Annotated in this window: 21 protein-coding genes; 15 read left to right on the top strand and 6 right to left on the bottom strand. The window is 67.7% G+C overall.

Annotation, left to right across the window (positions count from 1 at the left end; all coding sequences use genetic code 11):
* Positions 1–131 precede the first annotated feature (131 nt).
* Entirely contained in the window at positions 132–773 is a 642-nt protein-coding gene (locus RTY46_RS06155) for a hypothetical protein (protein ID WP_312707206.1), read from the top strand.
* Between the two features lie 123 nt (positions 774–896).
* Here RTY46_RS06155 and RTY46_RS06160 read toward each other — a convergent pair whose 3' ends face one another.
* Positions 897–2,393 carry an aldehyde dehydrogenase gene (locus RTY46_RS06160; RefSeq protein WP_312707207.1) on the bottom strand — a complete coding sequence of 499 codons (1,497 nt, stop codon included), beginning with the start codon at positions 2,391–2,393 and terminating at the stop codon, positions 897–899.
* A gap of 119 nt (positions 2,394–2,512) precedes the next feature.
* Between RTY46_RS06160 and RTY46_RS06165 the strand changes: the two genes are divergently transcribed.
* From RTY46_RS06165 to RTY46_RS06200, 8 genes are all read left to right on the top strand, one after another.
* Positions 2,513–3,865 carry an aspartate aminotransferase family protein gene (locus RTY46_RS06165; protein ID WP_312707208.1) on the top strand — a complete coding sequence of 451 codons (1,353 nt, stop codon included), beginning with the start codon at positions 2,513–2,515 and terminating at the stop codon, positions 3,863–3,865.
* Between the two features lie 63 nt (positions 3,866–3,928).
* A complete protein-coding gene (locus RTY46_RS06170) occupies positions 3,929–4,807 on the top strand; it encodes a plasmid replication/partition related protein (RefSeq protein WP_312707209.1) in 879 nt (292 codons plus the stop codon).
* A 71-nt stretch (positions 4,808–4,878) separates the two neighbouring features.
* Positions 4,879–6,165: a DUF445 family protein gene (locus RTY46_RS06175; protein WP_312707210.1), complete on the top strand. Its 1,287-nt coding sequence runs from the start codon at positions 4,879–4,881 to the stop codon at positions 6,163–6,165.
* Between the two features lie 445 nt (positions 6,166–6,610).
* Positions 6,611–7,003 carry a DUF4124 domain-containing protein gene (locus RTY46_RS06180; RefSeq protein WP_159091884.1) on the top strand — a complete coding sequence of 131 codons (393 nt, stop codon included), beginning with the start codon at positions 6,611–6,613 and terminating at the stop codon, positions 7,001–7,003.
* Positions 7,004–7,265: 262 nt separating this feature from the next.
* Positions 7,266–9,473 carry a TonB-dependent siderophore receptor gene (locus tag RTY46_RS06185; protein ID WP_312707211.1) on the top strand — a complete coding sequence of 736 codons (2,208 nt, stop codon included), beginning with the start codon at positions 7,266–7,268 and terminating at the stop codon, positions 9,471–9,473.
* Between the two features lie 106 nt (positions 9,474–9,579).
* Positions 9,580–9,900: a DUF3649 domain-containing protein gene (locus RTY46_RS06190; RefSeq protein ID WP_108752646.1), complete on the top strand. Its 321-nt coding sequence runs from the start codon at positions 9,580–9,582 to the stop codon at positions 9,898–9,900.
* A complete protein-coding gene (locus RTY46_RS06195; RefSeq protein WP_312707212.1) occupies positions 9,897–11,525 on the top strand; it encodes a PepSY-associated TM helix domain-containing protein in 1,629 nt (542 codons plus the stop codon). Before RTY46_RS06190 ends, RTY46_RS06195 begins: the two co-directional genes overlap by 4 nt.
* Positions 11,522–11,851 carry a DUF3325 domain-containing protein gene (locus RTY46_RS06200; RefSeq protein WP_312707214.1) on the top strand — a complete coding sequence of 110 codons (330 nt, stop codon included), beginning with the start codon at positions 11,522–11,524 and terminating at the stop codon, positions 11,849–11,851. The genes RTY46_RS06195 and RTY46_RS06200 overlap by 4 nt, the downstream gene beginning before the upstream one ends.
* 212 nt (positions 11,852–12,063) lie before the next feature.
* Here the strand turns inward: RTY46_RS06200 and rlmKL are convergent, their stop codons facing one another.
* Together rlmKL and RTY46_RS06210 are read right to left on the bottom strand one after the other, a co-directional pair.
* Positions 12,064–14,202, bottom strand: a complete 2,139-nt coding sequence (rlmKL, locus tag RTY46_RS06205; protein ID WP_312707215.1) for a bifunctional 23S rRNA (guanine(2069)-N(7))-methyltransferase RlmK/23S rRNA (guanine(2445)-N(2))-methyltransferase RlmL — start codon at positions 14,200–14,202, stop codon at positions 12,064–12,066.
* 111 nt (positions 14,203–14,313) lie between these two features.
* A complete protein-coding gene (locus RTY46_RS06210) occupies positions 14,314–14,874 on the bottom strand; it encodes a hypothetical protein (RefSeq protein ID WP_312707216.1) in 561 nt (186 codons plus the stop codon).
* 72 nt (positions 14,875–14,946) lie between these two features.
* On the opposite strand from RTY46_RS06210, the gene RTY46_RS06215 reads away from it, so the two are divergent.
* Positions 14,947–15,516, top strand: coding sequence for an N-acetylmuramoyl-L-alanine amidase (locus tag RTY46_RS06215; RefSeq protein ID WP_312707217.1), 570 nt, complete (start codon positions 14,947–14,949; stop codon positions 15,514–15,516).
* 318 nt (positions 15,517–15,834) lie between these two features.
* Here RTY46_RS06215 and RTY46_RS06220 read toward each other — a convergent pair whose 3' ends face one another.
* The 3 genes from RTY46_RS06220 to RTY46_RS06230 all read right to left on the bottom strand — a co-directional run bounded on the left by RTY46_RS06220 (position 15,835) and on the right by RTY46_RS06230 (position 18,361).
* A complete protein-coding gene (locus RTY46_RS06220) occupies positions 15,835–16,737 on the bottom strand; it encodes a sulfurtransferase (RefSeq protein WP_312707218.1) in 903 nt (300 codons plus the stop codon).
* The gene (locus RTY46_RS06225; protein ID WP_312707219.1) at positions 16,734–17,537 is read right to left on the bottom strand and encodes a CoA pyrophosphatase; all 804 of its coding nucleotides are present in this window, start codon (positions 17,535–17,537) and stop codon (positions 16,734–16,736) included. Before RTY46_RS06225 ends, RTY46_RS06220 begins: the two co-directional genes overlap by 4 nt.
* Positions 17,538–17,659: 122 nt before the next feature.
* Positions 17,660–18,361, bottom strand: a complete 702-nt coding sequence (locus tag RTY46_RS06230; protein WP_312707220.1) for an FKBP-type peptidyl-prolyl cis-trans isomerase N-terminal domain-containing protein — start codon at positions 18,359–18,361, stop codon at positions 17,660–17,662.
* A gap of 166 nt (positions 18,362–18,527) precedes the next feature.
* Between RTY46_RS06230 and RTY46_RS06235 the strand changes: the two genes are divergently transcribed.
* The 5 genes from RTY46_RS06235 (at position 18,528) to pstS (ending at position 23,032) form a co-directional block, all read left to right on the top strand.
* The gene (locus tag RTY46_RS06235; RefSeq protein ID WP_312707222.1) at positions 18,528–19,322 is read left to right on the top strand and encodes an enoyl-CoA hydratase-related protein; all 795 of its coding nucleotides are present in this window, start codon (positions 18,528–18,530) and stop codon (positions 19,320–19,322) included.
* A 4-nt stretch (positions 19,323–19,326) separates the two neighbouring features.
* A complete protein-coding gene (locus RTY46_RS06240) occupies positions 19,327–19,680 on the top strand; it encodes a hypothetical protein (RefSeq protein ID WP_108761642.1) in 354 nt (117 codons plus the stop codon).
* A complete protein-coding gene (gene nth / locus RTY46_RS06245) occupies positions 19,680–20,366 on the top strand; it encodes an endonuclease III (RefSeq protein ID WP_312707224.1) in 687 nt (228 codons plus the stop codon). Before RTY46_RS06240 ends, nth begins: the two co-directional genes overlap by 1 nt.
* Before the next feature lie 239 nt (positions 20,367–20,605).
* Positions 20,606–21,817, top strand: coding sequence for an OprO/OprP family phosphate-selective porin (locus tag RTY46_RS06250; RefSeq protein WP_108749109.1), 1,212 nt, complete (start codon positions 20,606–20,608; stop codon positions 21,815–21,817).
* 195 nt (positions 21,818–22,012) lie between these two features.
* The gene (pstS, locus tag RTY46_RS06255) at positions 22,013–23,032 is read left to right on the top strand and encodes a phosphate ABC transporter substrate-binding protein PstS (RefSeq protein WP_312707226.1); all 1,020 of its coding nucleotides are present in this window, start codon (positions 22,013–22,015) and stop codon (positions 23,030–23,032) included.
* Positions 23,033–23,373: the final 341 nt, after the last annotated feature.

Here is a 23,373-nt window from a genome sequence, read left to right on the forward strand (position 1 = left end):
AGGTGGATCGACCGATTCTGCCACGCGCGGACGACCTGACGGGACGATGGTTTCAGCCGACACCAAGACAACGGAATTTTTCTGGCCGGGCGTTACGCTGCGCTACCGGTTACTGCATGGATGCGCTGCCGATGGCCCCTGTTGTTTTGTTGCGCTGGTCCGATTCGCCACAGCTGTCGCGCGGCGTGGCCTGCCTGCTGGTGGTGCTGCTGCATGCGCTGCTGGGTGCCTGGCTGTGGCGCAGCGGCCGCATCGACCCGCCACCTGCCGATGAAGCACGCATCAGCCTGCGCTGGCTGCCAGCAGCGCCGGCATTGCCGCCGCCCCTGCCGCTTCGCGCTGAACCTGCTGCGGCATCCATGACGCGGCCAGCCATGCAGCAGCATCCGCCCTCCGCAGCGCCGCGCCCTGTCGACAGGGAGACTGATGGGGCGCCGACAATGGCACCGCTGTCGCTGGGCCTGCCAGCCGGCAGCATCGAGGGAGGTGATGGCATCACCGCGTCAGGTGTAGCCCCCAGGCTGCTGGGTCGCCGCGAAGTGCACGCGGCATTCGCCCCGCGCCGGAACTACTTCCACATGCGCCCGCAGATGTCGCCCGAGCAGATCGTGCAGGGCGTGGCGCAACTGCTGGGGCTGTGGCCGCCGGGCTACATGATCGATCCGTGCGAACTGGGGAGGCAGGACATGGCCTACTTCCAGGGCGCGGTGCAGGACGTGGACCGGCAGGCACTGCGTGACGCCGTGGCCGTGGTCAGCGCACGTTGCCGGTAGCGTCGAGCCTGCTCGACTGCCCTGCCGTCGTAGAGTCGAGCTTGCTCGACTGCCGTTCGCGGAGAGCAGTCGAGCATGGCTCGACTCTACAGAAAGCGAAGAGCAGTCGAGCATGGCTCGACTCTACAACTGGATCCAGGTGGCCTTGATCTCGCTGTACTTGTCGAAGGCATGCAGCGATTTGTCGCGGCCATTGCCCGATTGCTTGTAGCCACCAAACGGGGCGGTCATGTCGCCGCCATCCCAGCCGTTCACCCACACGCTGCCGGCGCGTAGCTGCCGGGCCACGCGATGGGCGCGGCCCAGGTCGCGCGTCCACAGCCCGGCGGCCAATCCGTAACGGCTGTCATTGGCCAGGCGCACGGCCTCGGCTTCGCTGTCGAAACTCAGCACCGCCAGCACCGGACCGAACACCTCCTCCTGGGCCAGCGCCTGTTCCGGGCGCACCTGGTCGAACACGGTGGGCTGCACATAGCACCCGCCCGCCTCGACCTGCGCACGTTGCCCGCCCAGCAGCAGGCGCGCGCCGTCGGCCTCGGCGCGGGCGATGTCGGCCAGCACTCTGTCCACGTGTGCCGCATCCACCAGCGCGCCCATCGGCGCGTCAGATTCGAGCGGGTGCCGCGGTTGCATGTGCCGCGCGTACGCGAGCACCTGGTGCACGAAATCGTCACGGATCGAGCGCTCCACCAACAGGCGCGATCCCGCCGTGCAGACTTCACCCTGATTGAAGAAGATGCCCTGCGCCACACCCTTGGCTGCGGCATCCAGATCCGGTGCATCGGCGAACACCAGGTGCGGGCTCTTGCCCCCGCATTCCAGCCAGACCCGCTTCAGGTTGGAACACCCGGCGTACTGCAGCAGACGGGCGCCGGTCGCGGTGGAACCGGTAAACGCCAGCACGTCCACGTCCATGTGCAGGGCCAGCGGTTCGCCCACGCGTTCGCCATGGCCCGGCAGTACGTTCAGCACACCGTCCGGCAGCCCGGCTTCGGCGGCCAGCGCGGCCAGCCGCAGCGCGCTCAACGGTGAGCGCTCGGACGGCTTCAGCACCACCGAATTGCCCATCGCCAGTGCCGGCGCGATCTTCCAGCAGGCCATCAGCAACGGGAAATTCCACGGCACAATGGCGCCCACAACACCGGCCGGCTCGCGACTGACCAGGCCCAGCTCGTGTGGCCCGGTCGGGGCGATGTCGCCGTACAATTTGTCCACCGCCTCCGCGGTCCAGGCCAGGCAGCGCACCACGCCGGGCAGATCAATGCGCCGCGCATCGCGCACCGGCTTGCCCATGTCCAGGGTTTCCAGCAGGGCCAGCTCGTCGGCATGCTGTTCCAGCAGCGTGGCAAGCGCCTGCAGCACGCGCTTGCGCTGGGAGGGACTGGCCTGCGACCAGTGGCCGGCCTCGAACGCGCGGCGCGCGGACGCCACCGCGCGATCAACATCACGTGCATCGCAGTCGGCCACCTGGCCCAGCACGCGCCCATCGATGGGACTGATGCAGTCGAAGCGGGCACCGCTGGCTGCGTCCACGTAGCGGCCGTCGATGAAGGCCTGCGATGGCAGGGTCAGCTGGCCGGCCAGTGCCTGCCAGTGGCTGCGATCAGGGAAGTCGGCCATGTCGGGTTCCGGGCGAAGATCTGCCCCGGTTATACCGCCACGCCCGCATTGCGGCCGTGAGCGGGCATCACGCCCATCGGCTGCGCTACAGTCTGCGCAACGGACCCGACGGAGGCGGCATGAAGAATCCCGCGATCGACCCGCACGCGCTGGCCACCCAGCGCCCCGAATCGCTCGATGCGTACTGGATGCCGTTCACCGCCAACCGCCAATACAAGGGTGCGCCACGCATGCTGGTGCGCGCGGCCGGCATGCACTACGAAGATGTCGACGGCCGCAGCATCCTCGATGGCACCGCCGGGCTGTGGTGCTGCAATGCCGGCCACGCCCGCCCCGGCATCATCAAGGCCATCGCCGACCAGGCCGCCACGCTGGACTACGCGCCCGGCTTCCAGATGGGGTCACCGCCGGCCTTCGCGCTGGCCCAGCGCCTGGCCGCACTGGCCCCAGCCAGCCTGAACCATGTGTTCCTGACCAGTTCCGGCTCGGAAGCGGTGGATACCGCGATGAAGATCGTGCTGGCCCACCATCGCCTGCGCGGCGATGGCCAGCGCACCCGCTTCATCAGCCGCGAGAAGGGCTACCACGGGGTGGGCTTCGGCGGCATGGCGCTGGGCGGGCTGCCCAACAACCGCAAGCAGTTCGGCCTGCAACTGGGCGGCGTGGACTACCTGCGGCACACCCTGGACCTGGAGCGCAACGCCTTCAGCAAGGGCCTGCCGCGGCAGGGTGCCGAGCTGGCCGATGACCTGGAACGGCTGGTCGCCCTGCACGACCCGTCCACCATTGCCGCGGTGTTCGTCGAACCGGTGGCCGGCTCGGCCGGGGTGATCCTGCCCGCCCCCGGCTACCTGCAGCGGCTGCGCGAGATCTGCGACCAGCACGGCATCCTGCTGGTGTTCGACGAAGTGATCACCGGCTTTGGGCGGGTCGGCATGCCCTTCGCGGCACAGCGCTTCGGGGTCACCCCGGACCTGCTGACCTTCGCCAAGGGTGCCAGCAACGGCGCCGTGCCGCTGGGCGGGGTAATGGTCAGCGACAGCGTGCATGCCAGCTTCATGCAGGGCCCGGCGCAGACCATCGAACTGTTCCATGGCTATACGTATTCGGGCCATCCGCTGGCCTGCGCCGCGGCCCTGGCCACACTGGACATCTACGCCGAAGAACGGCTGTTCGAGCGCGCCATCGAGCTGGGCGAGTACTGGCAGGAGCGCCTGCACGCGCTGCAGGGCCTGCCCAACGTGATCGACATCCGCAACTTCGGGCTGGTGGGAGCGGTGGAACTGGCGCCGCGCCGCGATGCCCCCGGCAGCCGCGGCTACGAGGTGTTCCGGCGCTGCTTCCACGACGGCCGGCTGCTGGTGCGCTGCACCGGCGACATCATCGCGCTGTCGCCGCCGCTGATCGTGGACACGCCGCAGATCGACCAGATCACCACCATCCTGGGCGAGATGATCCGGGCCACCGCCTGAGCCGGGGCCGGACCGGGCGAGCGGGTACAATGGTCGGTTCCGCTCCTGCCTGTTGCCGTGCCCATGGATATCGTCGTCAAAGAAGAATTGAAGGCCTACATCGACCCGCTGACCGCCGACGAGCATGACGCGCTGGAGCGCAGCATCCTGGCCGAAGGCTGTCGCGATGCGCTGGTGCTGTGGGGCGATGTGCTGGTGGACGGCCACAACCGCTTCGGCATCTGCCAGAAGCATGGCCTGCCGTTCAACACCGTGCAGAACACCCGCTTCCAGAGCATGGAAGACGTGCACCTGTGGATGATCGAGCAGCACCTGGGCCGCCGCAGCGTGTCCGACTTCCAGCGCGGCGTGCTGGCCCTGCGCAAGCGCGACATCCTGTCCGCGCGCAAGCAGGTGGAACAGGCGCAGCTGCAGCGCGAAAGCGATGGCACCGCCGAACCGGCCGACGAGGCCGGTGAAGACAGCCCGCCGTGGGAACCGGCACCGAAGGTCAGCCGCGCCGAGCTGGCCCGCGAAGCCAAGCTGAGCACCAGCCAGGTGGGCATGATCGAGCGCATCCACGCCCAGGCTGCGGCCGAAGTAGTGGAAGCGGTGAAGGCCGGGGTGATTTCGATCAGCGCGGCCGCTGCCGTGGCCGACCTGCCGGAAGAGGAGCAGCGCGCCGCTGCCGCCGGTGGCAAGGACGAGCTGAAGCAGGCGGCCAAGCGCGTGCGCGAATCCAAGCGCAAGCCGCGTGCGCCGAAGCCCGAACCGGCCGAGATGGATTTCGACGAGCCGAGCGAGGACGAAGTAGCCAGCCGCGATGCCGAGGTGCTGTCGGCGCTGGAGCAGCTGGGCGAAGACGCGCCAGCCCTGCGCCGCCGCGTGGTCGCCCTGACCCGCGAGAACGACACCCTGCGCGCGCAGCTGGCCGCGCTGCGAAAGCAGCTGGAAGCCCTGTAAGCGTCTGGCGCCGGGCCGTGCCCGGCGCCACCGTTGCGTTGGCGTCATCCGGCGCCGGTTAGACTGCGGCCATGACGTCTGCCCTCGATCCGCGCCGCGCCCAGCTGCGGCGCCTGAAAGCCCTGGCCCTGGGCCTGCTGCTGCTGATGCTGGCCGGTTTCGCGGTCAGCCACTGGCAGGGTGAACGGGGCATCTGGGCCTGGGTATCGGCCTTCTGCGAAGCCGCCGCGGTGGGCGCGCTGGCCGACTGGTTTGCGGTGGTGGCACTGTTCCGGCGGCCGATGGGGCTGCCCATTCCGCATACCGCCATCATCCCGCGCAGCAAGGAGCGCATCGGCGACAGCCTGGCCCTGTTCGTGCGTGACCAGTTCCTGGAACCGGGCGTGCTGCTGGCCCGCCTGCAGGTGTTCGATCCGGCCAGCCGCCTGGGCAGTTGGCTGGCCGAACCCGAACGTGCGCGCATGCTGGCCGACATGGCCCGCGGATGGGCCCTGCAGGCACTGGATTTCTTCGATGAAGGTGCGGTGCGCCGGCAGCTGCATGGCTTCGTGGTGCAGCAGCTGCGGCAGTGGAACGCGGCGGCCACCGCTGGCGAACTGCTGGCCCTGCTGACCGCCGATGGCCGCCACCAGCGCGTGCTGGACGAAGGCCTGCAGCGGTTGGGCCGCTGGCTGGAACAGCCAGAGGTGAAAGAACGCGCCTCGCAGTTGATCGTGCGCTACATCCAGCGCGAATGGCCCACACTGTCCAGCACGGTGAACTGGGTGAAGCCGATCGACGAGATCGGTGACAGCCTGGCCGAGAGGTTGGCGCGGGCGGTGCTGGAGGAACTGCAGCAGGTGCTGGCCGAGCCTGAGCATCCACTGCGCCAGGATTACGAGACCTGGCTGCAGAACTACGTGCAGCGCCTGCGCGATGACCCGGCGCTGGCCGAGCGCATCGAACAGCTGAAGCAGGAAATGATCGACCACCCTGCCCTGCAGGAGTACGTGCAGGGCCTGTGGTCGCGCATCCACGCCACGCTGCGCGCCGATCTGCAGCGCGAGGATTCGGCGCTGGTGGGGCATCTGCAGCGCAGTCTGGCCTCGCTGGGGCAGACCCTGCAGGCCGACCCGGCCCTGCGCGAGGCGTTGAACCAGCATCTGCTGGAAGGCGCGCAGCGCCTGACCGGGCGCCTGCGCGAAGGGGTCACTACCCACATCGCGCAGACGGTGAAGGGGTGGGACGAGCGCCACCTGGTGGAACAGCTGGAACTGAGCGTGGGCCGCGACCTGCAGTTCATCCGTTTCAACGGCACCCTGGTGGGTGGGCTGATCGGGCTGCTGCTGCATGCCGCGACGGTGGTATTCCGGTTCTGAGGGGGGCGACAGGGCGGCGCCCTGTACCCCTGTAGAGTCGAGCCATGCTCGACTGAAGCAACGTCAAAAGCTGGCATTCCGTGGGATGGCGGGGTGGGTCCGGTTGCGGGGGACGCTGCAAGTCCCCCTCCGGGGCCCGGCCCAGCCGCTGGCGGCTGTGCGTTCGGGCGCTTGCGAAGCAGTGCTTCGCAAGCAAAGCGCCCTCACCCATGTAAGCTCGGTCGCCGCATCCATGCGGCTCACGCCCCCGCAACCGGACCCACCCCGCCTTCGACAGTTTCCCGCGATCTGTCGGAACGGCACGGGGTCGGATCCCGTTGCGCAGCAACGGGCTCTGACCCCATTTCTGGCAAAAGGCGCAGGCGTATTGCGCGACGGGGGTCACACTCCGTATGCTCCCGCGCCATGTGGGCCAGGGTGGCCCACGGGGGGATCCATGCAACGGATGTTGGTTCTGCTGCCGCTGCTGCTGGCGGCCGGTGAGGCGTGCGCGCAGCGCGTGTACAAGTGCAACGATGGTGGTCGCACCATCTACCAGAGCACGCCCTGCCCGGCCGGGCAGGATACCGGGGTGACCCGCCCGATCGTGCGTGACCCGAAACTGAGCTGGCAGGAGGCCGAGCGCGTGGACCGCGAGCTACGCGTGGCCCGGCGCGAACTGCAGGCCAATGCCGGCCGTGGTGCCGCACCGGTGACCGGCACGGTAATCGAGGCGGCCAGCAATGCCGAAGCCTGCGACAAGGCCCGCACGCGCCGCGAACTGGCCGAGTGGTTCGGTTCGCGCACGCCCGCACGCCAGCTCAACGACGACGTCACCCGCAGCTGCGCTTCGCGTTGAAGCGGGGTCGCGCTGCTGCGCGGTTGTGCACACTTGATTAACGAAATGCGAATGCCTATCATTTACTGATCGGTTGTACGCTCAGCCACTTGGCGCCCCCACCGCGCTTCCGCCCGTGTACATCCCCGGCTCCTCGTGCGCCGACGGCCCTGGCCGTCAGCGCGTGGCGATGGGAGATGCCTCGGGTCGCGCAATTCCGCGCGGGCGCCCGCACGCATGGATTCCATCGCTGATGTTTTTCTCCTGCATGGAATCGCACTGTATGTCCCGACCCAACATTCCCGTGGTTTCACCGTTGGCGCTGGCGCTGGCCACGCTGTTCTGCGCGCCGCTGGCGCATGCCGAGGTGCCGGCCGATGCCGATGCGCGCACGCTGGACACGGTGAAGGTGACGGCCGATGGCGAAATCCAGAACAGCTACACGGTGAAGAACACGCGCAGTGCGACCAAGCTGAACCTGTCGCTGCGCGAGACGCCGCAGTCGGTCACGGTCATCACCCGCCAGCGCCTGGACGACATGGGCCTGTTCTCGCTGTCCGATGTGATGGGCCAGGTCACCGGGGTCACCGTGTCGGTCACCGACAGTGAGCGCATCAACTACGTCTCGCGCGGTTACACCATCGAGAACTTCCAGATCGATGGCATGCTCAACACCTTCGGTGGCTCGATCAAGACCAACACCGACAACGTGATCTACGAGCGCATCGAAGTGATCCGTGGTGCCACCGGCCTGACCACCGGCGCCGGCGATCCGTCGGGCACCATCAGCATGGTGCGCAAGCGCCCGACCGATACGGTGCAGATGGGCGCCAACCTGATCCTGGGCCGTTGGGGGAACCAGCGCATGGAAGTGGACCTGGGCGGCCCGATCGCCTGGGACGGCCGCATCCGCGCACGCGTGGTCGCCGCCAAGCAGCAGAGCGATTCGTTCCGCGATGTCTACAAGCTCGACAAGGACGTGTTCTACGGCATCGTGCAGGCCGACCTGACCGACAGCACCCTGTTCGAACTGGGCTACGAATACCAGTCGCCGCGCACCACCGGCGTGACCTGGGGCGTGGTGCCGTACTGGGGCGCCGATGGCAATCCGGCCAACCTGCCGCGCTCGACCAACCTGTCGGCGTCGTGGAGCAGCTGGCCGATGGTGGAAAAGACCACCTTCGCCCGCCTGGAACAGCAGCTGGGCAATGGCTGGTCGCTGAAGGGCAACGTGACCCATGCCGTGCGCGATACCGACGGCAGCGTCTGGTACGGCGCGGCCGGCAATCCGCGTCCGGACGGCACCGGCGTGACCGCCTATGTCTCGCACTTCAACGAACACAGCACCATGGACGTGTTCGACGTGAATGTCGGCGGCCCGTTCCAGCTGTTCGGCCGCGAGCATGAGCTGGTGTTCGGCCTGGGCCAGGCGGTGCGCAAGGGTGAATCGGAAGGCATGGACTTCGACTATGACGATGCCTATGCCATGGTGCCGGACTGGCGCCATTGGACCGGCGACGTGCCGGTGCTGCCGGTGACCCGCCTCGGCCGCCTTTCATCGCAGAATGAACTGCGCCAGCGTGCAGCGTATGTCGCCGCGCGCCTGCGCCTGGCCGATCCGCTGCTGGCCGTGGTCGGCGCCCGCTACGGCAGCTGGGAAACGCGCCAGTGGGCCTACGGCTACGATGCCAACGGCAACCGCAACCGCACCACCCGCACCGGCTACAAGCCCGATGACACCCTGACCCCGTACGCCGGTCTGGTCTACGACTTCAACGACATCTTCAGCGGCTATGTCAGCTACACCGACATCTTCAAGCCACAGAATTACCGCGACCGCAATGGCAACTACCTGGAGCCGGTGGTCGGCGACATGTACGAAGCCGGCGTCAAGGCCGAGTTCTTCGGCGGCCTGCTCAATGCTTCGGCCGCGGTGTTTGAAGGCAAGCAGGACAACGTGGCCGAGATCGATGATTCGGTGCCGCTGAACTCGCTGCCCGATGGTGGTCAGGCCTATCGCTCCACCGGCAAGGGCAACAAGGTGAAGGGCTGGGAAATCGAAACCCAGGGCAGCATCGGCGAGCAATGGAACGTATCGGCCGGCTTCGCCCATACCAAGATCCGCAACGCCGCCGGTGTGCTGCAGCGGACCACCACCCCGCAGGACACCTTCCGCCTGAACGCCAGCTGGCGCCCCGGCGGTGCCGACAGCCGCTTCTGGCTGGGCGGTGGTGTGACCTGGCAGAGCAGCATCTGGAACAACAGCGCCCGGCCGGTCGCCACCGGTGGCACGCAGAGCGCACGCATCACCCAGGACGCGTTCTATCTGCTGAACCTGGGCGGTGGCTACCGCTTCAACGAGAACTTCAGCGCGCAGGTGAACATCAACAACCTGCTGGACAAGAAGTATTACAACAACGTCGGTTTCTACAACGGCGTGTACTGGGGCGAACCGCGCAATGTCACCCTGACCCTGCGCTGGAAGCTCTGATGACCTGATGGATGGTGCCGGTTCTGCGACCGGCACCCGGCCAGGGATGGCCCCCCCGGCGCACCTCGGTGCGCCGGCCTTCTTTCAACCAACCTGCAGGATTGCCGTGGATCGCTCGCCCGCTATTGCCAGCTCCCGCCTCAGCACCTTCTTCGCCAGCCCCCGCTGGGGCGTGCTGTCCCGTTCGCTGGCGGCCATCTTCGGTGGCTACGCGCTGGCGTCGGTCACCAGCGTGTTCTGCGTGGTCGCCCTGCCTGGCGCGCGCGGGCAGACCGTGCTGACCGGCATGATGCTGGGCATCCTGATGGCCGCCTGCGCCGCGTTGTGGGCATTTGCCACGCGCAGTGCGCTGCGCGCCTGGGTCGGCATTCTGCTGCCTACCCTGTTGATGGCCGCGATTGCGCGCCTGCTGGGGGCCTGGGCATGAAGAACGGATTCCGCCAATCGATGGCCTGGCTGCACACCTGGACCGGCCTGCTGGTGGGCTGGCTGCTGCTGCTGATCTTCATGGCCGGCACCGCCAGCTACTACCGCGAAGAAATCAGCCGCTGGATGCGCCCGGAACTGCCCAGCGCGCGGGTCAGCACCGACGTGGCCGCGCAGCGCGCCGTCGATTACCTGCAGGCCAACGCCGGCAATGCCGAGATGTGGTACGTGACGCTGCCACAGCCGCGCAACCCGGCCATGAGCACGTTCTGGCGCGTGCCTGCCGACCAGGCCGACCCGGCCAAGGGCCGCCGCGGCGCGTTCGGCGATGCCACCCTGGACCCGAATACCGGCAACGAATTGAAGGCGCGCGAGACGCGCGGCGGTGACTTCTTCTACCGCCTGCATTTCGACCTGCACTACATCCCGGTGTACTGGGCGCGCTACCTGGTGGGGTTCTGCGCCATGTTCATGCTGGTGGCGATCATCACCGGGGTGATCACCCACAAGAAGATCTTCAAGGACTTCTTCACCTTCCGCAAGGACAAGGGCCTGCGCTCGTGGCTGGATTTCCACAACGTGAGCGCGGTGATGGCGCTGCCGTACCACGCCATGATCACCTATACCGGCATCGTCACGCTGATGATCATGTACCTGCCGTGGGGCGTGAAGGTGGCCTACCCGCAGGATGAGAACAAGTTCTTTGCCGAGGCCTTCGGCGGCATGCCCGAGGTGAGCGAGCCGGCCCAGGGCAAAGCGCCCCCGGTCGCCATCGCGCGCCTGCTCGACAGCGCGCGTGCGCAGTGGCACGGCGTGGAAGTGGCCGGATTCACCATCTCCAACCCCGGTGCGGGCAACGCGGTGATCGACATCCGCCAGCGCGATGGCAAGCGCCTGTCGATCGACACCCCGTCGCTGCGCTATGACATGGTCAACGGCACGCTGCTGCAGGAGAGCCCGCCGTCCGGTGGTGCCACCGCCACCCGTGGCGTGTTGTACGGCCTGCACCTGGCACGCTTCGCCGATTGGGGCCTGCGCGCCCTGTTCTTCCTGTCCGGCCTGACCGGCTGCCTGATGCTGGCCAGCGGCGTGGTGCTGTGGGCGGTGAAGGAACGGCCCAAGCATGCCAAGAGTGGCCGCATCGGCTTCGGCCTGCGCCTGGTGGATGCACTGAACATTGGCGCGGTGGCTGGTCTGCCGATCGCCTTTGCAGCGTATTTCTGGGGCAACCGCGTGCTGCCGCTGGGCCTGGCCGAGCGCTCCAGCGCCGAAGCCAACGTGTTCTTCTACGCCTGGGGCGCCGCCCTGCTGGCCGCCTTCATCTGGCCCAAGCGGATGATGTGGGCGTGGCAGCTGTACCTGGGCGCGGCCCTGTTCGCACTGGTGCCGGTGGTCAATGCCCTGACCACCCAGGCGCACCTGGGCGTGACCCTGCTCAATGGCGATTGGGTGCTGGCCGGCTTCGATCTGTCGATGCTTGCCTTCGGCGCGATGCTGGCCCTGTGCGGCTGGCGCATGCAGCGCTGGACGCCGCCGTTGAGCGCGGCCGAGAAAAAGAAGCGCGCGGCTGCGGCTGCGGCGACCAAGGCGCCGGTTGCGCCGGCCGAAGTGGAGGCCGGCGCATGATGCTGCTGGCCCTGACCCTGTCCTTCTCTGCGTTCACCGCGCTGTCGCTGGCGATGGAAAAACACCAGCAGGACCTGCATGGCAAGGCTGCGGCGGCCCCGGCACGGCGCACGCAATGGCGCGTACTGGGCTGGGCGCTGCTGGTGGTGGCGTTCGTGCTGTGCGTGGTCGACCATGGCTGGGCGATGGGTCCGGTGCTGTGGCTGGGTGCGCTCACCCTGGCCGGCGTGCCGTTAGCCTTCGGCCTGTACCCGTACCGCCCGCGGTGGATCGCACCGTTGGCCATCGCCCTGCCGCTGCTGGGCCTGCTGGTCGCGCTGCTGTAGCCGCGCACGGGGTCGGATCCCGTGCGCGCAGCGCAGGGGCTCTGACCCCAGAAACGGCGTCATCCACGCATGGCGTGGATCTACTGGGATCCCGTGCGCGGCACAGTCGAGCAGGGCTCGACTCTACAGAAGCCGGTTCCGATGGGCTTCGCGATCATCCTGGGGTCAGAGCCCCTGCGCTGCGCGCAGGGGATCCGACCCCAGATACCTGGTCAGCCCAGGCGCTTCAGTTCCCACGCACGGTGGATGCGCGCGTTGCGCTCGAAGTCTGGACCGATCGTGCGCGCGGTGATCTCGCGGCACTGGGCGAATTCGGCGATGGCGTTTTCTTCCAGCTTGAAGCGGCGGAAGTTGTTGGAAAAATACAGCACGCCGCCGGGCGCCAGCCGCGCCACGGCCGCGCGCAGCAGCTTCAACTGCTCGCGCTGCACGTCGAAGTCATCGGCACGCGCGGAGTTGGAGAACGTCGGCGGGTCACAGAAGATCACGTCGTACTGGCCGCGATCGCCTTCCAGCCAGGCCATGGCATCGGCCTGCACCAGCAGGTGCTGGTTGCCGCCCTGCCCGTTCAGCGCCAGGTTGTCGTAGCACCACTGCAGGTAGGTAGCCGACAGGTCCACGCTGGTCGTGCTGGCCGCACCGGCCACCGCCGCCTGCACGCTGGCCACGCCGGTGTAGCAGAACAGATTGAGGAAGCGCTTGCCACGCACCTGTTCGGCCATCATGCGGCGCAGCGGGCGGTGGTCCAGGAACAGGCCGGTATCGAGGTAATCGAACAGGTTCACCTGCAGCAGTGCGTTGTTCTCGCGCACCACGATGAACTCATCGCGCTGCTCGAAGCGGCCGTACTTGCTGCCGCCCTTGCCGCGCTCGCGCGACTTCATCGACACCTGCTCCGGCGGCACGCCGAACACTTCGCGCGCAGCGGCCAGCAGTTCGTTGCGGCGACGGCGCACGTCGTTTTCCGGAATCGCCGCCGGTGCCGCGTATTCCTGCACATGCAGGAAGGTGCGGCGCTGGCCACCGTCTTCTTCATACACATCGATGGCCGCTGCATATTCCGGCAGGTCGGCATCATAGGCGCGGAAGCAGGTGATGTCCTCGCGCGCGCGCCAGCTCTTGAACTTCTTCAGGTTCTTGCGCAGGCGGTTGGCCACCATCTGCGCGCCTTCGCTCAGCTCGCGCGGCTGCGCCGGGTCGCGGCCCGGTACGGCAATCGGGTCGCAGACGATCAGCGCGCATTCCAGCGCACCGTTGAACATCTGGTACTTCTTGGACGCACGCAGGCCGGTGGCGAAGGCCAGTTCATCGTTGCCACACAGCAGGCTGGCGCGCCACTGCGGCACCGCCTTCTGCAGGGCGTTGCCCAGCGCGCGGTACAGGGCCGGGTCGGCGGCCAGGCGCTCGTCGTACGGCGGGTTGCAGACCACCGCGCCGATCTCCTGTTCCGGGGCGGCCAGGTCGGCCACGTCGGCACGGGTGAAGCGGATCGCGTGGGCCACGCCGGCCACTTCGGCGTTCTCGCGCGCGGCCTGGATCGCTACCGGGTCGATGTCACTGCCGTGGATGACCGGCTTCAAGGCAGCCAGGCCGGCCGCTTCGCGGTCACGTGCTTCGGCCTGGATCGCCTTCCAGGCGGCCTTGTCGAAGCCCAGCCAACGGCTGGGCGGCAGGCTGCCGTGGCGCATCAGGCCGGGGGCGACGTCGGCGGCCATCAGCGCACCTTCAATCAGCAGCGTGCCGCTGCCGCACATCGGGTCCAGCAGGCCACCACCGGCGGCATGCAGGCGCGGCCACTGCGCGCGCAGCAGCAGCGCGGCGGCCAGGTTCTCCTTCAGCGGCGCCTCGTGGGCGGCACCGCGCCAGCCACGGCGGTGCAGCGGGCCACCGCCCAGATCGATCGACAGCGAGGCCCGGCCCTTGCGCAGCGACAGGTTCACGCGCACGTCGGGCAGATCGGTGTTCACCGAGGGCCGTTCCAGGCCCTCATCGCGCATCCGGTCGACGATGGCGTCCTTGATCCGCTGGGCGGCAAAGCGCGCGTGGGTGATCTTGTCGCCGGACACGTGGGCGTCCACCGCCAGGGTCATCTCCGGCTTGATGTGCTCGTGCCACGGCAGCGCGCGCACGCCGTCATACAGGGCCTGCTCGTCGGGGCAGTCGAACTCGTCGATCGGCCACAGCACGCGGCTGGCCAGGCGCGACCACATCACGATGCGCAGGGCCTGCGCCAGCTCGCCCTCGGCATTGACGCCGGCGATGGTGGCGGTGGCCTTGCCAAGGCCCAGGGCCGACAGTTCGTCGGCAAGCAGGTATTCCAGGCCCTTGGCGCAGGAGACGAAGAATTTCACGGGATCGATTCGCAGGTGACGGGCACGGCGCGAGCGCCAGGCCATTCGGAAGGGAGGGCCGCGGAAACGGCCAGCAGGCCCGCGCCGGGGGCGGCGGGGCTGCCATTGTAGTCAATGCGGGCGGGCGCGCCGTGCGCCCGGGCTTCCCAGCTGCTGCAGCAGCCGCTCGAAGGCCTGCGCGGAGGCCGCCACGTGGTGTTCCAGGCGGTGGCCATCGTCCACCAGCAGCAGCTGCGCCGAGCGCGCCTGCGCCCAGGCGATCACCCCGGCGGCGGGCACCACGTCATCGTGCCAGGCCTGGACCACGCTGATCGGCACGGCGGCGGCGTCCAGTGCCGGCATCGGCCCCATGGTGGTGGGCGGCACCATCAGGAACAGGCCGGCCACCGGCACCTGCAGCGAGGCGATGCCGGAAATGTAGGCCCCCAGGCTGGAGCCGGCCAGTACCACCGGGCCCTGCGCGGCGGCCGCGGCGGCCCGCTCCACCAGCCGCTGCAGGCGGGTGCGCACATCGCCCACGCGGCTGACCTGGCTCATCGCGTCCAGGTCGGTGTAGTCGGGGCGCTCGTGGGTCCAGCCCAGGCGCTGCGCCACTTCGGCCAGCGCGGTGACCTTGGTCGCCTCGGGGCCACTCTCGAAACCATGGGACAGGATGCAGTGGCCGCGGCTCATGCGCGCGCACCTGCACGGGGGTTCGACGACAATCGGGAAGGCAGGTTCATCGCGCAATGCTAGCATCGCCGCATGTCCAACCCGCTCCTGCCCGGCCTGCAGCTGCAGCCGCTGCCCTACCACGACCGCCTGCCCCTGCGTGATGCCGACAGCCTGCGCATGGTGGTCATCCACTGCACCGAACTGCCGGACCTGGCCATGGCCCGCGAGTACGGCGAGCGCGTGCTGTATGACAGCGGCGCAGGCAACAGCGGTCACTTCTACATCGATCGCGACGGCAGCGTGGTGCAGTACGTGGCGCCGGAGCGCATCGCCCACCACGTGCGCGGCATGAACGCTGACACGGTGGGCATTGAACTGGTCAATACCGGGCGTTACCCGGACTGGTTCGACAGCCGCCACCAGGCGATGGACGAGCCGTATACCGAGGCGCAGCTGGACGCGCTGGAGGCTCTGCTGCGGGCGCTGGTGGCACGCTATCCGTCGCTGCGGCAGATTGCCGGGCATGACCAGCTGGACCTGGAACAGGTACCGGCCAGCGATGACCCAACGCTGACGGTGGCGCGCAAGCGCGATCCTGGCCCCTTGTTCCCCTGGGCACGCGTGCTGGCAAAGGTGCCGCTGCAGGGGTTGGGGGAGTAGCTGGCAGGGCTGCGCCCTGCACCTGCCGAGGCAACGGCAACGGCAACGTCAAATGCCTGCTTTCCGTGGGAGGCGAGGTGGGTCCGGTTGCGGGGGACGCTGCAAGTACGTCCATGTAAGCTCGGTCGCCGCATCCATGCGGCTCACGCCCCCGCAATCGGGCCCACCTCGCCTTCGACAGTTTCCCGCGTGCTGTCGGAACGGCACGGGGTCGAATCGATCGGAACGTGCTCTTGTAGCGTCGAGCCATGCTCGACTGCGTTGCTGCGCTGGGGTCAGAGCCGTTTCCCTTCGGGAAACGGATCCAACCCCGTGCCGTTACGCGCCGGTGGCGACCGGGCGGCTGCTGTCGCTCACCCAGCCGCTCCAGGAATCGGCGTAGATGCGGGCGCCGCTCAGGCCGGCGCTTTCCATGGCCAGCAGCAGGTGGCAGGCGGTTATGCCCGAGCCACACATCAGCACGACGCGCTCGGGATCCTGGCTGCCGATCACGCCCTGAAGTTCGGCGCGCAGTTCCTGCGCGTCCCGCAGGTGACCGTCGGCCACGTTCAGGGCGAACGGGCGGTTGACCGCGCCAGGCACGTGGCCGGCCACCGGGTCCAGCGGCTCGACTTCGCCGCGGAAACGCTCGCCGGCGCGCGCGTCTACCAGCCAGCCGGGGGCGTGCTTCAGGCGCGCGGCGATTTCATCGGCGCTGGCCACCTGGGTGGTGTCGAAACGGCCCGGATACGGCGGCTGCGCAGGCACGTCACTGCGGCCGGCGGCCAGCGGCTGGCCGGCGGCCTGCCAGGCGGCCAGTCCGCCGTCGAGCACGGCCACGCGGGTGTGGCCGATCAGGCGCAGCAGCCACCACAGGCGCGCGGCGGCCATGCTGCCGTCGCTGCCGTCGTAGACCACCACCTGGGTAGCGGGGGCGATGCCCCACTGCCCCAGCCTGGCCGCAAACGCATCGCTGTCCGGCAACGGGTGACGACCGTGGCCGCTGCGGCCCAGGTCGGACAGATCCTGATTCAGATCGGCATGCACGGCCCCGGGGATATGCCCGGCGGCGTACTGTGCTGCCCCGGCCTGCGGATCGGCCAGCGATGCACGCGCATCGACCACGCGCACGGCCGTGCTGGCGGTGGCACGGGCATCGACCACCCGGATGGATTCGCCCAGTGCAGCGGCCAGGCGGGGCACATCGACCAGGGTGGTCCACGTCGTGTCGTTCGGCGTCATGTCACTTGCTCCAGGCGGCGGCGCAGGTTGTAGAGAATGGCGGCCGTGGCGCCCCAGATCCGTTGCCCGGGCCAGCCGTATTCCAGCACGTGGCGCACGCGCCCACGATGGTTGATCTCGACCTGGTGCAGGTTGTCCGGCGCCATCAGGTAATCCAGCGGTACTTCGAACACTTCGGCCACTTCGCTGGGCTGTGCCACCGGCACGAAGTCCGGATCGATCACCGCCACCACCGGGGTGACCCGGTAGCCAGTGATGGTGACGAACGGGTCCAGATAGCCCAGCGCCTGCACCTGGCTGGGGGCCAAGGCGATTTCTTCCTGACTTTCGCGCAGCGCCGCCGCCAATGCATCGCGGTCGTCCGGCTCGGTGCGCCCGCCGGGAAAGCCGACCTGGCCACCATGCTGGCGCAGCGTTTCGGTGCGGCGGGTCAGGATGACCTGGGCACCGTTGGCACGCGGCACGATGCCGGCCAGCACGGCCGCCTCCACCGCCGGGCCCGGCGGCAGCAGATCGATCAGTTCGCTGCGGTTCCAGCCATCGCCCTGCGGCGGCTCGGCCAGCGGGTGCAGCGCGCGCAGCAGGCGTTCGTGGTCGGCCAGCGAACCCCGCAATGAGTGCTGCAGCTGTTCGCGCAGCGGCAGCAGCCGATGCAGCACGTGGTCGCGCTCGCTGTCGCTCATCGACGACCACCGCGCGATTTCATCCAGGGTCCGCCCGCAACCGGTACAGCGCCGGGCCAGGTCCAGCTTGCACACGCCGATGCAGGGGCTTGCGACAACACGCGACGTTTCTTCCATAGTTTGCACCCCTGCAACAGTAGCGCGAATGGCCATGTTTGGGGCGGCGTCGGCCACCGTGTGGCGCACAAATAAAAACGCGCCGGTGGAAGCCACCGGCGCGTTCGGTTCACTACTTCGATTTACTTGACGCTGACCAGCTTCACTTCGAACTGCACCGCCACGTTCGGCGGGAAGCCGGTACGCGGGTCGGCGCCGTACGCCTGGTCCGGCGGCAGGGTGATTTCCCACTTCGAGCCTGCCGGCATCTGCAGCAGGGTCTCGCGCATGGCCTTCATTTCGACTTCGCTGACCTTGATCGACGGAATCTGCTGGGCCGGGCGCGCTTCGGTCGGACGCTGGCCGAACGGGTACGGGCCGGCCACTTCCAGCTGCACGGTGCTGGCCTGGGTCGGCTTGGCACCCTTGCCAGCTTCGATCACGCGGTACTGCACACCGCTCGGCAGCGACTGCACGCCCGCCTTGGCCTTGTTGGCCGCAACGAACTGGTCGCTCTTGGTCTTGTTTTCGGCGGCAGCCTTTTCGTACTCGGCCTTGGCGGCCTGGGCACGGCCCTGCTCGCGCTTCTGGAACGCTTCAACGGCCGGCTTGAGCTGCTCGGCGGTGATGGCCGGCTGCTTCTTGGCGTAGGCGTCCTGCAGACCCTTCACCACCGAGTTGATGTCCAGCTGCTCACCGCGACCGGTCAGCTCTGCCAGGTTGTTGCCGTAGTCGTAACCGAAGTAGTAGCTCAGCTTGCCCTTTTCGGACGAGACGTCCTGGGCGAAGGCATTGCCCGTCAGGGCCAGGGCCGCGACGGCGACCGCGATAGAACGCAACTTCATCAAACAGTTCTCCAGGGGTGGTAACTCAGGGACGTTCTGCGCCGCCCTGAGGCGACGGGTTAGGATAGCGGCCATAAGGTAGAACCGCCACTGACCACGCAGGCTATGACCTGTCTGCGTTTCAAGAGTTCAATCTCACTTTTTTTTAACGTTTCAGGAGTTGTCCGTGGTCCCAGCCCCCGCCGATCACCCCGTGACCGTGGCCGATGACGGTGCCATCCGTACGATCACCGTGCACCGCCCGGAAAAGCTGAACGCCCTCAACGCTGCCACGCTGCAGGCGCTGACGCAGGCGTTCAGCGCTGCAGCGGCGGCGCCTGCGGTGCGGGTGGTGGTGCTGACCGGCACTGGCCCCAAGGCCTTCGTGGCCGGGGCTGATATTGCGGAAATGAACACCCTCAGTGCGGTTCAGGGACGTGACTTCTCGCTGTTGGGCCAGCAGCTGATGCGCCAGATCGAGCGCATGCCCAAGCCGGTGATCGCCCGGGTGAACGGATTCGCACTGGGTGGCGGGCTGGAACTGGCCATGGCCTGCCACCTGCGCATCGCCGCCGATACGGCCAAGGTGGGCCAACCGGAGATCAACCTGGGGCTGATTCCCGGTTTCGGTGGCAGCCAGCGCCTGCTGCGCCTGTGCGGCCGCGCGGCCACGCTGGAGCTGTGCCTGCTGGGCGCCCCCGTCGACGCGGCACGGGCGCTGGCGATGGGCATCGTCAACCAGGTCGTACCCGCCGAGGAACTGGACGCGCGCGTGCAGGCCGTGGCGCAGCAGCTTGCGCAATCGGCGCCGCTGGCCCTGCGCGGCCTGCTGGATGCAGTGCACGTGGGCGGCGAATGCAGCCTGGAAGCCGGCCTGGAATACGAGAGCGCGCAGTTCGGCCTGCTGTTCGCCACCGAGGACATGCGCGAAGGCACCAGCGCGTTCCTGCAGCGCCGTCCGCCGGCCTTCCAGAACCGCTGACGCCATGGCATCCCGACCCAACCCCGTGCAGCTGTTTGCCCGGGTCCAGGCAGACGATCTCGATGGCGCGCTGCAGGCAGGCCTGATGGACTACGTGGCCAGCGCAGACGATGCGCGCCTGTTGCCCGACCACCCCGAACTTGCGCAGCGTCTGCTGCACGCCCAGCAGCAGCTTCAGCGCGCTTGGGCCGCACGCGAACGCTATCGCGACCGTGCCGTGCGCCTGGCCCGCCGCGAAGCCGAGCGCGATGCACGGCGCATGCCGGCCCCGGCGCCGGACGTGAAACCCGCCCTGCCCTCCGCCGCGGCCGCGATCCTGGCCCGGGCCAAGGCACGCGCGGCAGGCAAGGAACAGTAATGGCCACTGCGAAGAAGACCCCGCGCGCACCGGCGCGCCGCGGCAGCGTGATGCCGCGCGCCGACGTGGTGGAAATGTTCACCCGTCTGCGCGAACTCAATCCGCACCCGAAGACCGAACTGGAATACAGCACGCCCTTCGAGCTGCTGGTGGCAGTGGCGCTGTCCGCGCAGGCCACCGACGTGGGCGTGAACAAAGCGACCCGCCGCCTGTTTCCGGTGGCCAATACGCCGGCGGCGATCCTGGCGCTGGGCGAGGAAGGCCTGAAGAAGTACATCGCCACGATTGGTCTGTTCAACGCCAAGGCGAAGAACGTGATCGCCACCTGCGCGATCCTGCTGGAGAAGCATGGCGGCGAAGTGCCGCGCGACCGCGACGCGCTGGAAGCACTGCCCGGCGTGGGCCGCAAGACCGCCAACGTAGTGCTGAACACTGCCTTTGGCGAACCGGTGATGGCGGTGGACACGCACATCTTCCGCGTGGCCAACCGCACCGGGCTGGCCCCGGGCAAGAACGTGCGCGAGGTCGAGGACCGGCTGGTGAAGGCCATTCCGGCCGAGTTCCTGCTGGATGCGCACCACTGGCTGATCCTGCATGGGCGGTATGTGTGCAAGGCACGCAAGCCGGATTGCCCGGGCTGCGTGATTGCCGATCTGTGCCGGTTCAAGGAAAAAACCGCCGCGTAGGCGGGCGTGCCAGGGTCGGATCCCTTTCGCAGAAAGGGCTCTGACCCGCCACCGGAAAGCATCCACGCATGGCGTGGATCTACTGCAATCGGGGCGCAACCGCAGCGTCACATGCAAGCGTTTACATCGGCAGGCCCTGCTGCGGCAGGGCGTGCACTCGTGCGTGAATTGTCACATTTACGCAATCTTCACCTTCTAGCCTGCGCGCATCTTCCCACCTGCCTGCAAGGCTCCTTCCCATGAAACTGCATCACCAACTCCTGACGGTGGCCGTGGCTGCTGCGCTGTATGTGCCGGCTGCCCACGCTGAAGTCGCCATCGATGTGATCGGCGGTTCGGAAATCACCTTCGAAGGCCTGGTCCAGGCCGACGGCAACTGGTTCGACAATGATGTCGTGGACCTCAACGGCGGTGACGCCGGCAACGGCAAGGACAGCGAATTCGAACTGCGCCGCGCCGAGCTGGTGCTGAAGGGCAAGGGCCCGGGCAACGTGGAATGGGTGGTCGGCTACGACGCCAAGGCCGACAAGTTCCTGGACACCAACGTGAAGTACAAGCTGGCCGGCAACAGCAGCCACTTCCTGCAGCTGGGCCAGTTCAAGCAGCCCAACAGCCTGGAAGAACTGTCCAGCACCAAGAACAACGACTTCATTTCCAAGGCGGCGGTGACCAACACCTACGCCGTCGCCCGCCGCCTGGGTGGTGCCTACAGCTACGGCCAGGACAACTGGTCGGTCACCGCCAGCGCCTTCGGCCGCGAACTGACCCGCAACCTGGCCCACGGCAGCGGCTACGGCGCACGTGGTACCTGGGCGCCGATCAACGACAAGGGCCAGGTGCTGCACTTCGGCCTGAGCTATGTGGACTACGACGCCGACGCCGACACCCTGCGCGTGCGTGCCCGCCCCAACGCCGACCTGGCCACCGCGCGCCTGGTCGACAGCGGCAACATGACCGACACCGACCGCGTCAGCACCGTGGGCGCCGAAGCGATGTACTTCCAGGGCCCGTTCAAGGCCCAGGCCGAGTACTACAGCAGCAAGGCCAAGCGCTATGACCACGACAACTACACCAGCGACGGCTACTACGTCAGCGGCGTGTGGAACGTGACCGGTGAAACCTGGAGCTACAAGGGTGGCACCCCGGGCACCGGCCTGCCGGACAACCCGGCCAGCGGCCAGTGGCAGCTGGGCGTGCGCTATGACCACATGGATCTGAACGACGGCAACGTGAGTGCCAACCCGGTGGCCGGCCGTCCGCCGATCGTCGATGGCGTGCTGGGCGGCAAGATGGACATCTGGACCGTTGGCGCCAACTGGTACTGGCGTTCGAACTTCAAGCTGATGCTGAACTACGTGATGGTGGACAGCAAGAAGTACAGCTCCAGCGCGCGAGGCTTCGTCAACGACGATCCGAACATCCTGGAAGCCCGCGCCCAGTTCTTCTGGTAAGCGGCGAGCGCTGCAGCGCTCCGCGCTGCGCGTACCCAAGGCACGGCTTCGGCCGTGCCTTTTTCGTTGTCGCCACGGCCACACACGCTGTCACGGATGCGTCATGTGACAGACGCCGGGGTGTCACGCAACCGTTATGGAATGTGCACCGAAACGTCGGGCAGCCGCCCTTCGACCACCCCAGGAGTCTCTCCCGTGATCCACGCCTTCAAGTCGCGCGCCGCTGTCGCCATCCTGGCTGCATCGTCCGTGTTTGCCGCCAACGCCGCCGATGTGACCGGCGCGGGCGCATCGTTCATCTACCCGGTCATGTCCAAGTGGTCGGCCGACTACACCGGCGCCACCGGCAAGAAGGTGAACTACCAGTCGATCGGTTCGGGCGGCGGCATTGCCCAGATCAAGGCAGCCACGGTGGACTTCGGTTCCTCCGATGCCCCGCTGAAGCCGGAAGAGCTGGCGGCCGCCGGCCTGGCCCAGTTCCCCTCGGTGATCGGCGGCGTGGTGCCGGTCATCAACGTGGCCGGCGTTGCCCCGGGTGCGCTGAAGCTGGACGGCCCGACCCTGGCGAACATCTTCCTGGGCAAGATCAAGACCTGGAACGATCCGGCCATCGCGGCCCTGAACAGCGGCCTGACCCTGCCCAACGCCAAGATCACCATCGTTCACCGTTCGGACGGCTCGGGCACCACCTTCAACTTCGTCAACTACCTGTCCAAGGTCAGCCCGGAGTGGAAGAGCAAGGTCGGTGAAGGCACCTCGGTGCAGTGGCCGGCCGGCATCGGCGGCAAGGGCAACGAAGGCGTGGCCGCCTACGTGAAGCAGATCAAGGGCGGCATCGGCTACGTCGAGCTGTCCTACGCCCTGCAGAACAAGATGTCCTACGCGGCCATGAAGAACGCTGCCGGCAAGATCGTGCAGCCGTCCGACGCCTCGTTCTCGGCCGCTGCCGCCAGCGCCGACTGGGCCAGCGCCAAGGACTTCTACCTGGTCATGACCAACGCCCCGGGCGCCGAAGCGTGGCCGATCACCGCCACCAACTTCATTCTGGTGCGCAAGCAGCCCAAGAACGTGGCCGGCGCCAAGGCCACCCAGGAGTTCTTCCGCTGGGTCTACAAGAACGGCGATGCACAGGCCAAGCAGCTGGACTACGTGCCGCTGCCGGACACGCTGGTCAAGCAGATCGAAACCTACTGGACCCAGAACCTGAAGTACTGAGTGGCGTAGCAAGGCGTTCCCCCGCAGGAACGGGGGCCGGCGGGTCCTCTCTCCCCCGCCGGCCCCAACGGGCGCTGGACCTTCGGGTCTGGCGCCTTTCTGTTTGGTAGAGTCGAGCTTGCTCGACTGAAGGCTCACGGCAGTCGAGCAAGCTCGACTCTACGAAAGCGGAAAGCAGTCGAGCATGGCTCGACTCTACTAAGGCCAAGCCGCGCAATCCGCGGTCCACCAGGCCTTCCACGGCGGTTGCGCAGCCCGTGAAACCCCTGTCAGAACGTGATGTCCGACACCTCTGTCATGGGCGTCATACGTCTGTAACAAAAACATCATTTCATAGCCGC

It is taken from the genome of Stenotrophomonas sp., from assembly GCF_032056425.1.
Lineage (GTDB): Bacteria > Pseudomonadota > Gammaproteobacteria > Xanthomonadales > Xanthomonadaceae > Stenotrophomonas.

Excerpts from the sequence above, each read along its gene's own strand:
- RTY46_RS06155 (WP_312707206.1), top strand. The coding sequence starts at position 132 with ATGGCCCCTGTTGTTTTGTTGCGCTGGTCCGATTCGCCACAGCTGTCG.
- RTY46_RS06160 (WP_312707207.1), bottom strand. The coding sequence starts at position 2,393 with ATGGCCGACTTCCCTGATCGCAGCCACTGGCAGGCACTGGCCGGCCAG.
- RTY46_RS06165 (WP_312707208.1), top strand. The coding sequence starts at position 2,513 with ATGAAGAATCCCGCGATCGACCCGCACGCGCTGGCCACCCAGCGCCCC.
- RTY46_RS06170 (WP_312707209.1), top strand. The coding sequence starts at position 3,929 with ATGGATATCGTCGTCAAAGAAGAATTGAAGGCCTACATCGACCCGCTG.
- RTY46_RS06175 (WP_312707210.1), top strand. The coding sequence starts at position 4,879 with ATGACGTCTGCCCTCGATCCGCGCCGCGCCCAGCTGCGGCGCCTGAAA.
- RTY46_RS06180 (WP_159091884.1), top strand. The coding sequence starts at position 6,611 with ATGTTGGTTCTGCTGCCGCTGCTGCTGGCGGCCGGTGAGGCGTGCGCG.
- RTY46_RS06185 (WP_312707211.1), top strand. The coding sequence starts at position 7,266 with ATGTCCCGACCCAACATTCCCGTGGTTTCACCGTTGGCGCTGGCGCTG.
- RTY46_RS06195 (WP_312707212.1), top strand. The coding sequence starts at position 9,897 with ATGAAGAACGGATTCCGCCAATCGATGGCCTGGCTGCACACCTGGACC.
- RTY46_RS06200 (WP_312707214.1), top strand. The coding sequence starts at position 11,522 with ATGATGCTGCTGGCCCTGACCCTGTCCTTCTCTGCGTTCACCGCGCTG.
- RTY46_RS06210 (WP_312707216.1), bottom strand. The coding sequence starts at position 14,874 with ATGAGCCGCGGCCACTGCATCCTGTCCCATGGTTTCGAGAGTGGCCCC.
- RTY46_RS06215 (WP_312707217.1), top strand. The coding sequence starts at position 14,947 with ATGTCCAACCCGCTCCTGCCCGGCCTGCAGCTGCAGCCGCTGCCCTAC.
- RTY46_RS06220 (WP_312707218.1), bottom strand. The coding sequence starts at position 16,737 with ATGACGCCGAACGACACGACGTGGACCACCCTGGTCGATGTGCCCCGC.
- RTY46_RS06225 (WP_312707219.1), bottom strand. The coding sequence starts at position 17,537 with ATGGAAGAAACGTCGCGTGTTGTCGCAAGCCCCTGCATCGGCGTGTGC.
- RTY46_RS06230 (WP_312707220.1), bottom strand. The coding sequence starts at position 18,361 with ATGAAGTTGCGTTCTATCGCGGTCGCCGTCGCGGCCCTGGCCCTGACG.
- RTY46_RS06240 (WP_108761642.1), top strand. The coding sequence starts at position 19,327 with ATGGCATCCCGACCCAACCCCGTGCAGCTGTTTGCCCGGGTCCAGGCA.
- nth (WP_312707224.1), top strand. The coding sequence starts at position 19,680 with ATGGCCACTGCGAAGAAGACCCCGCGCGCACCGGCGCGCCGCGGCAGC.
- RTY46_RS06250 (WP_108749109.1), top strand. The coding sequence starts at position 20,606 with ATGAAACTGCATCACCAACTCCTGACGGTGGCCGTGGCTGCTGCGCTG.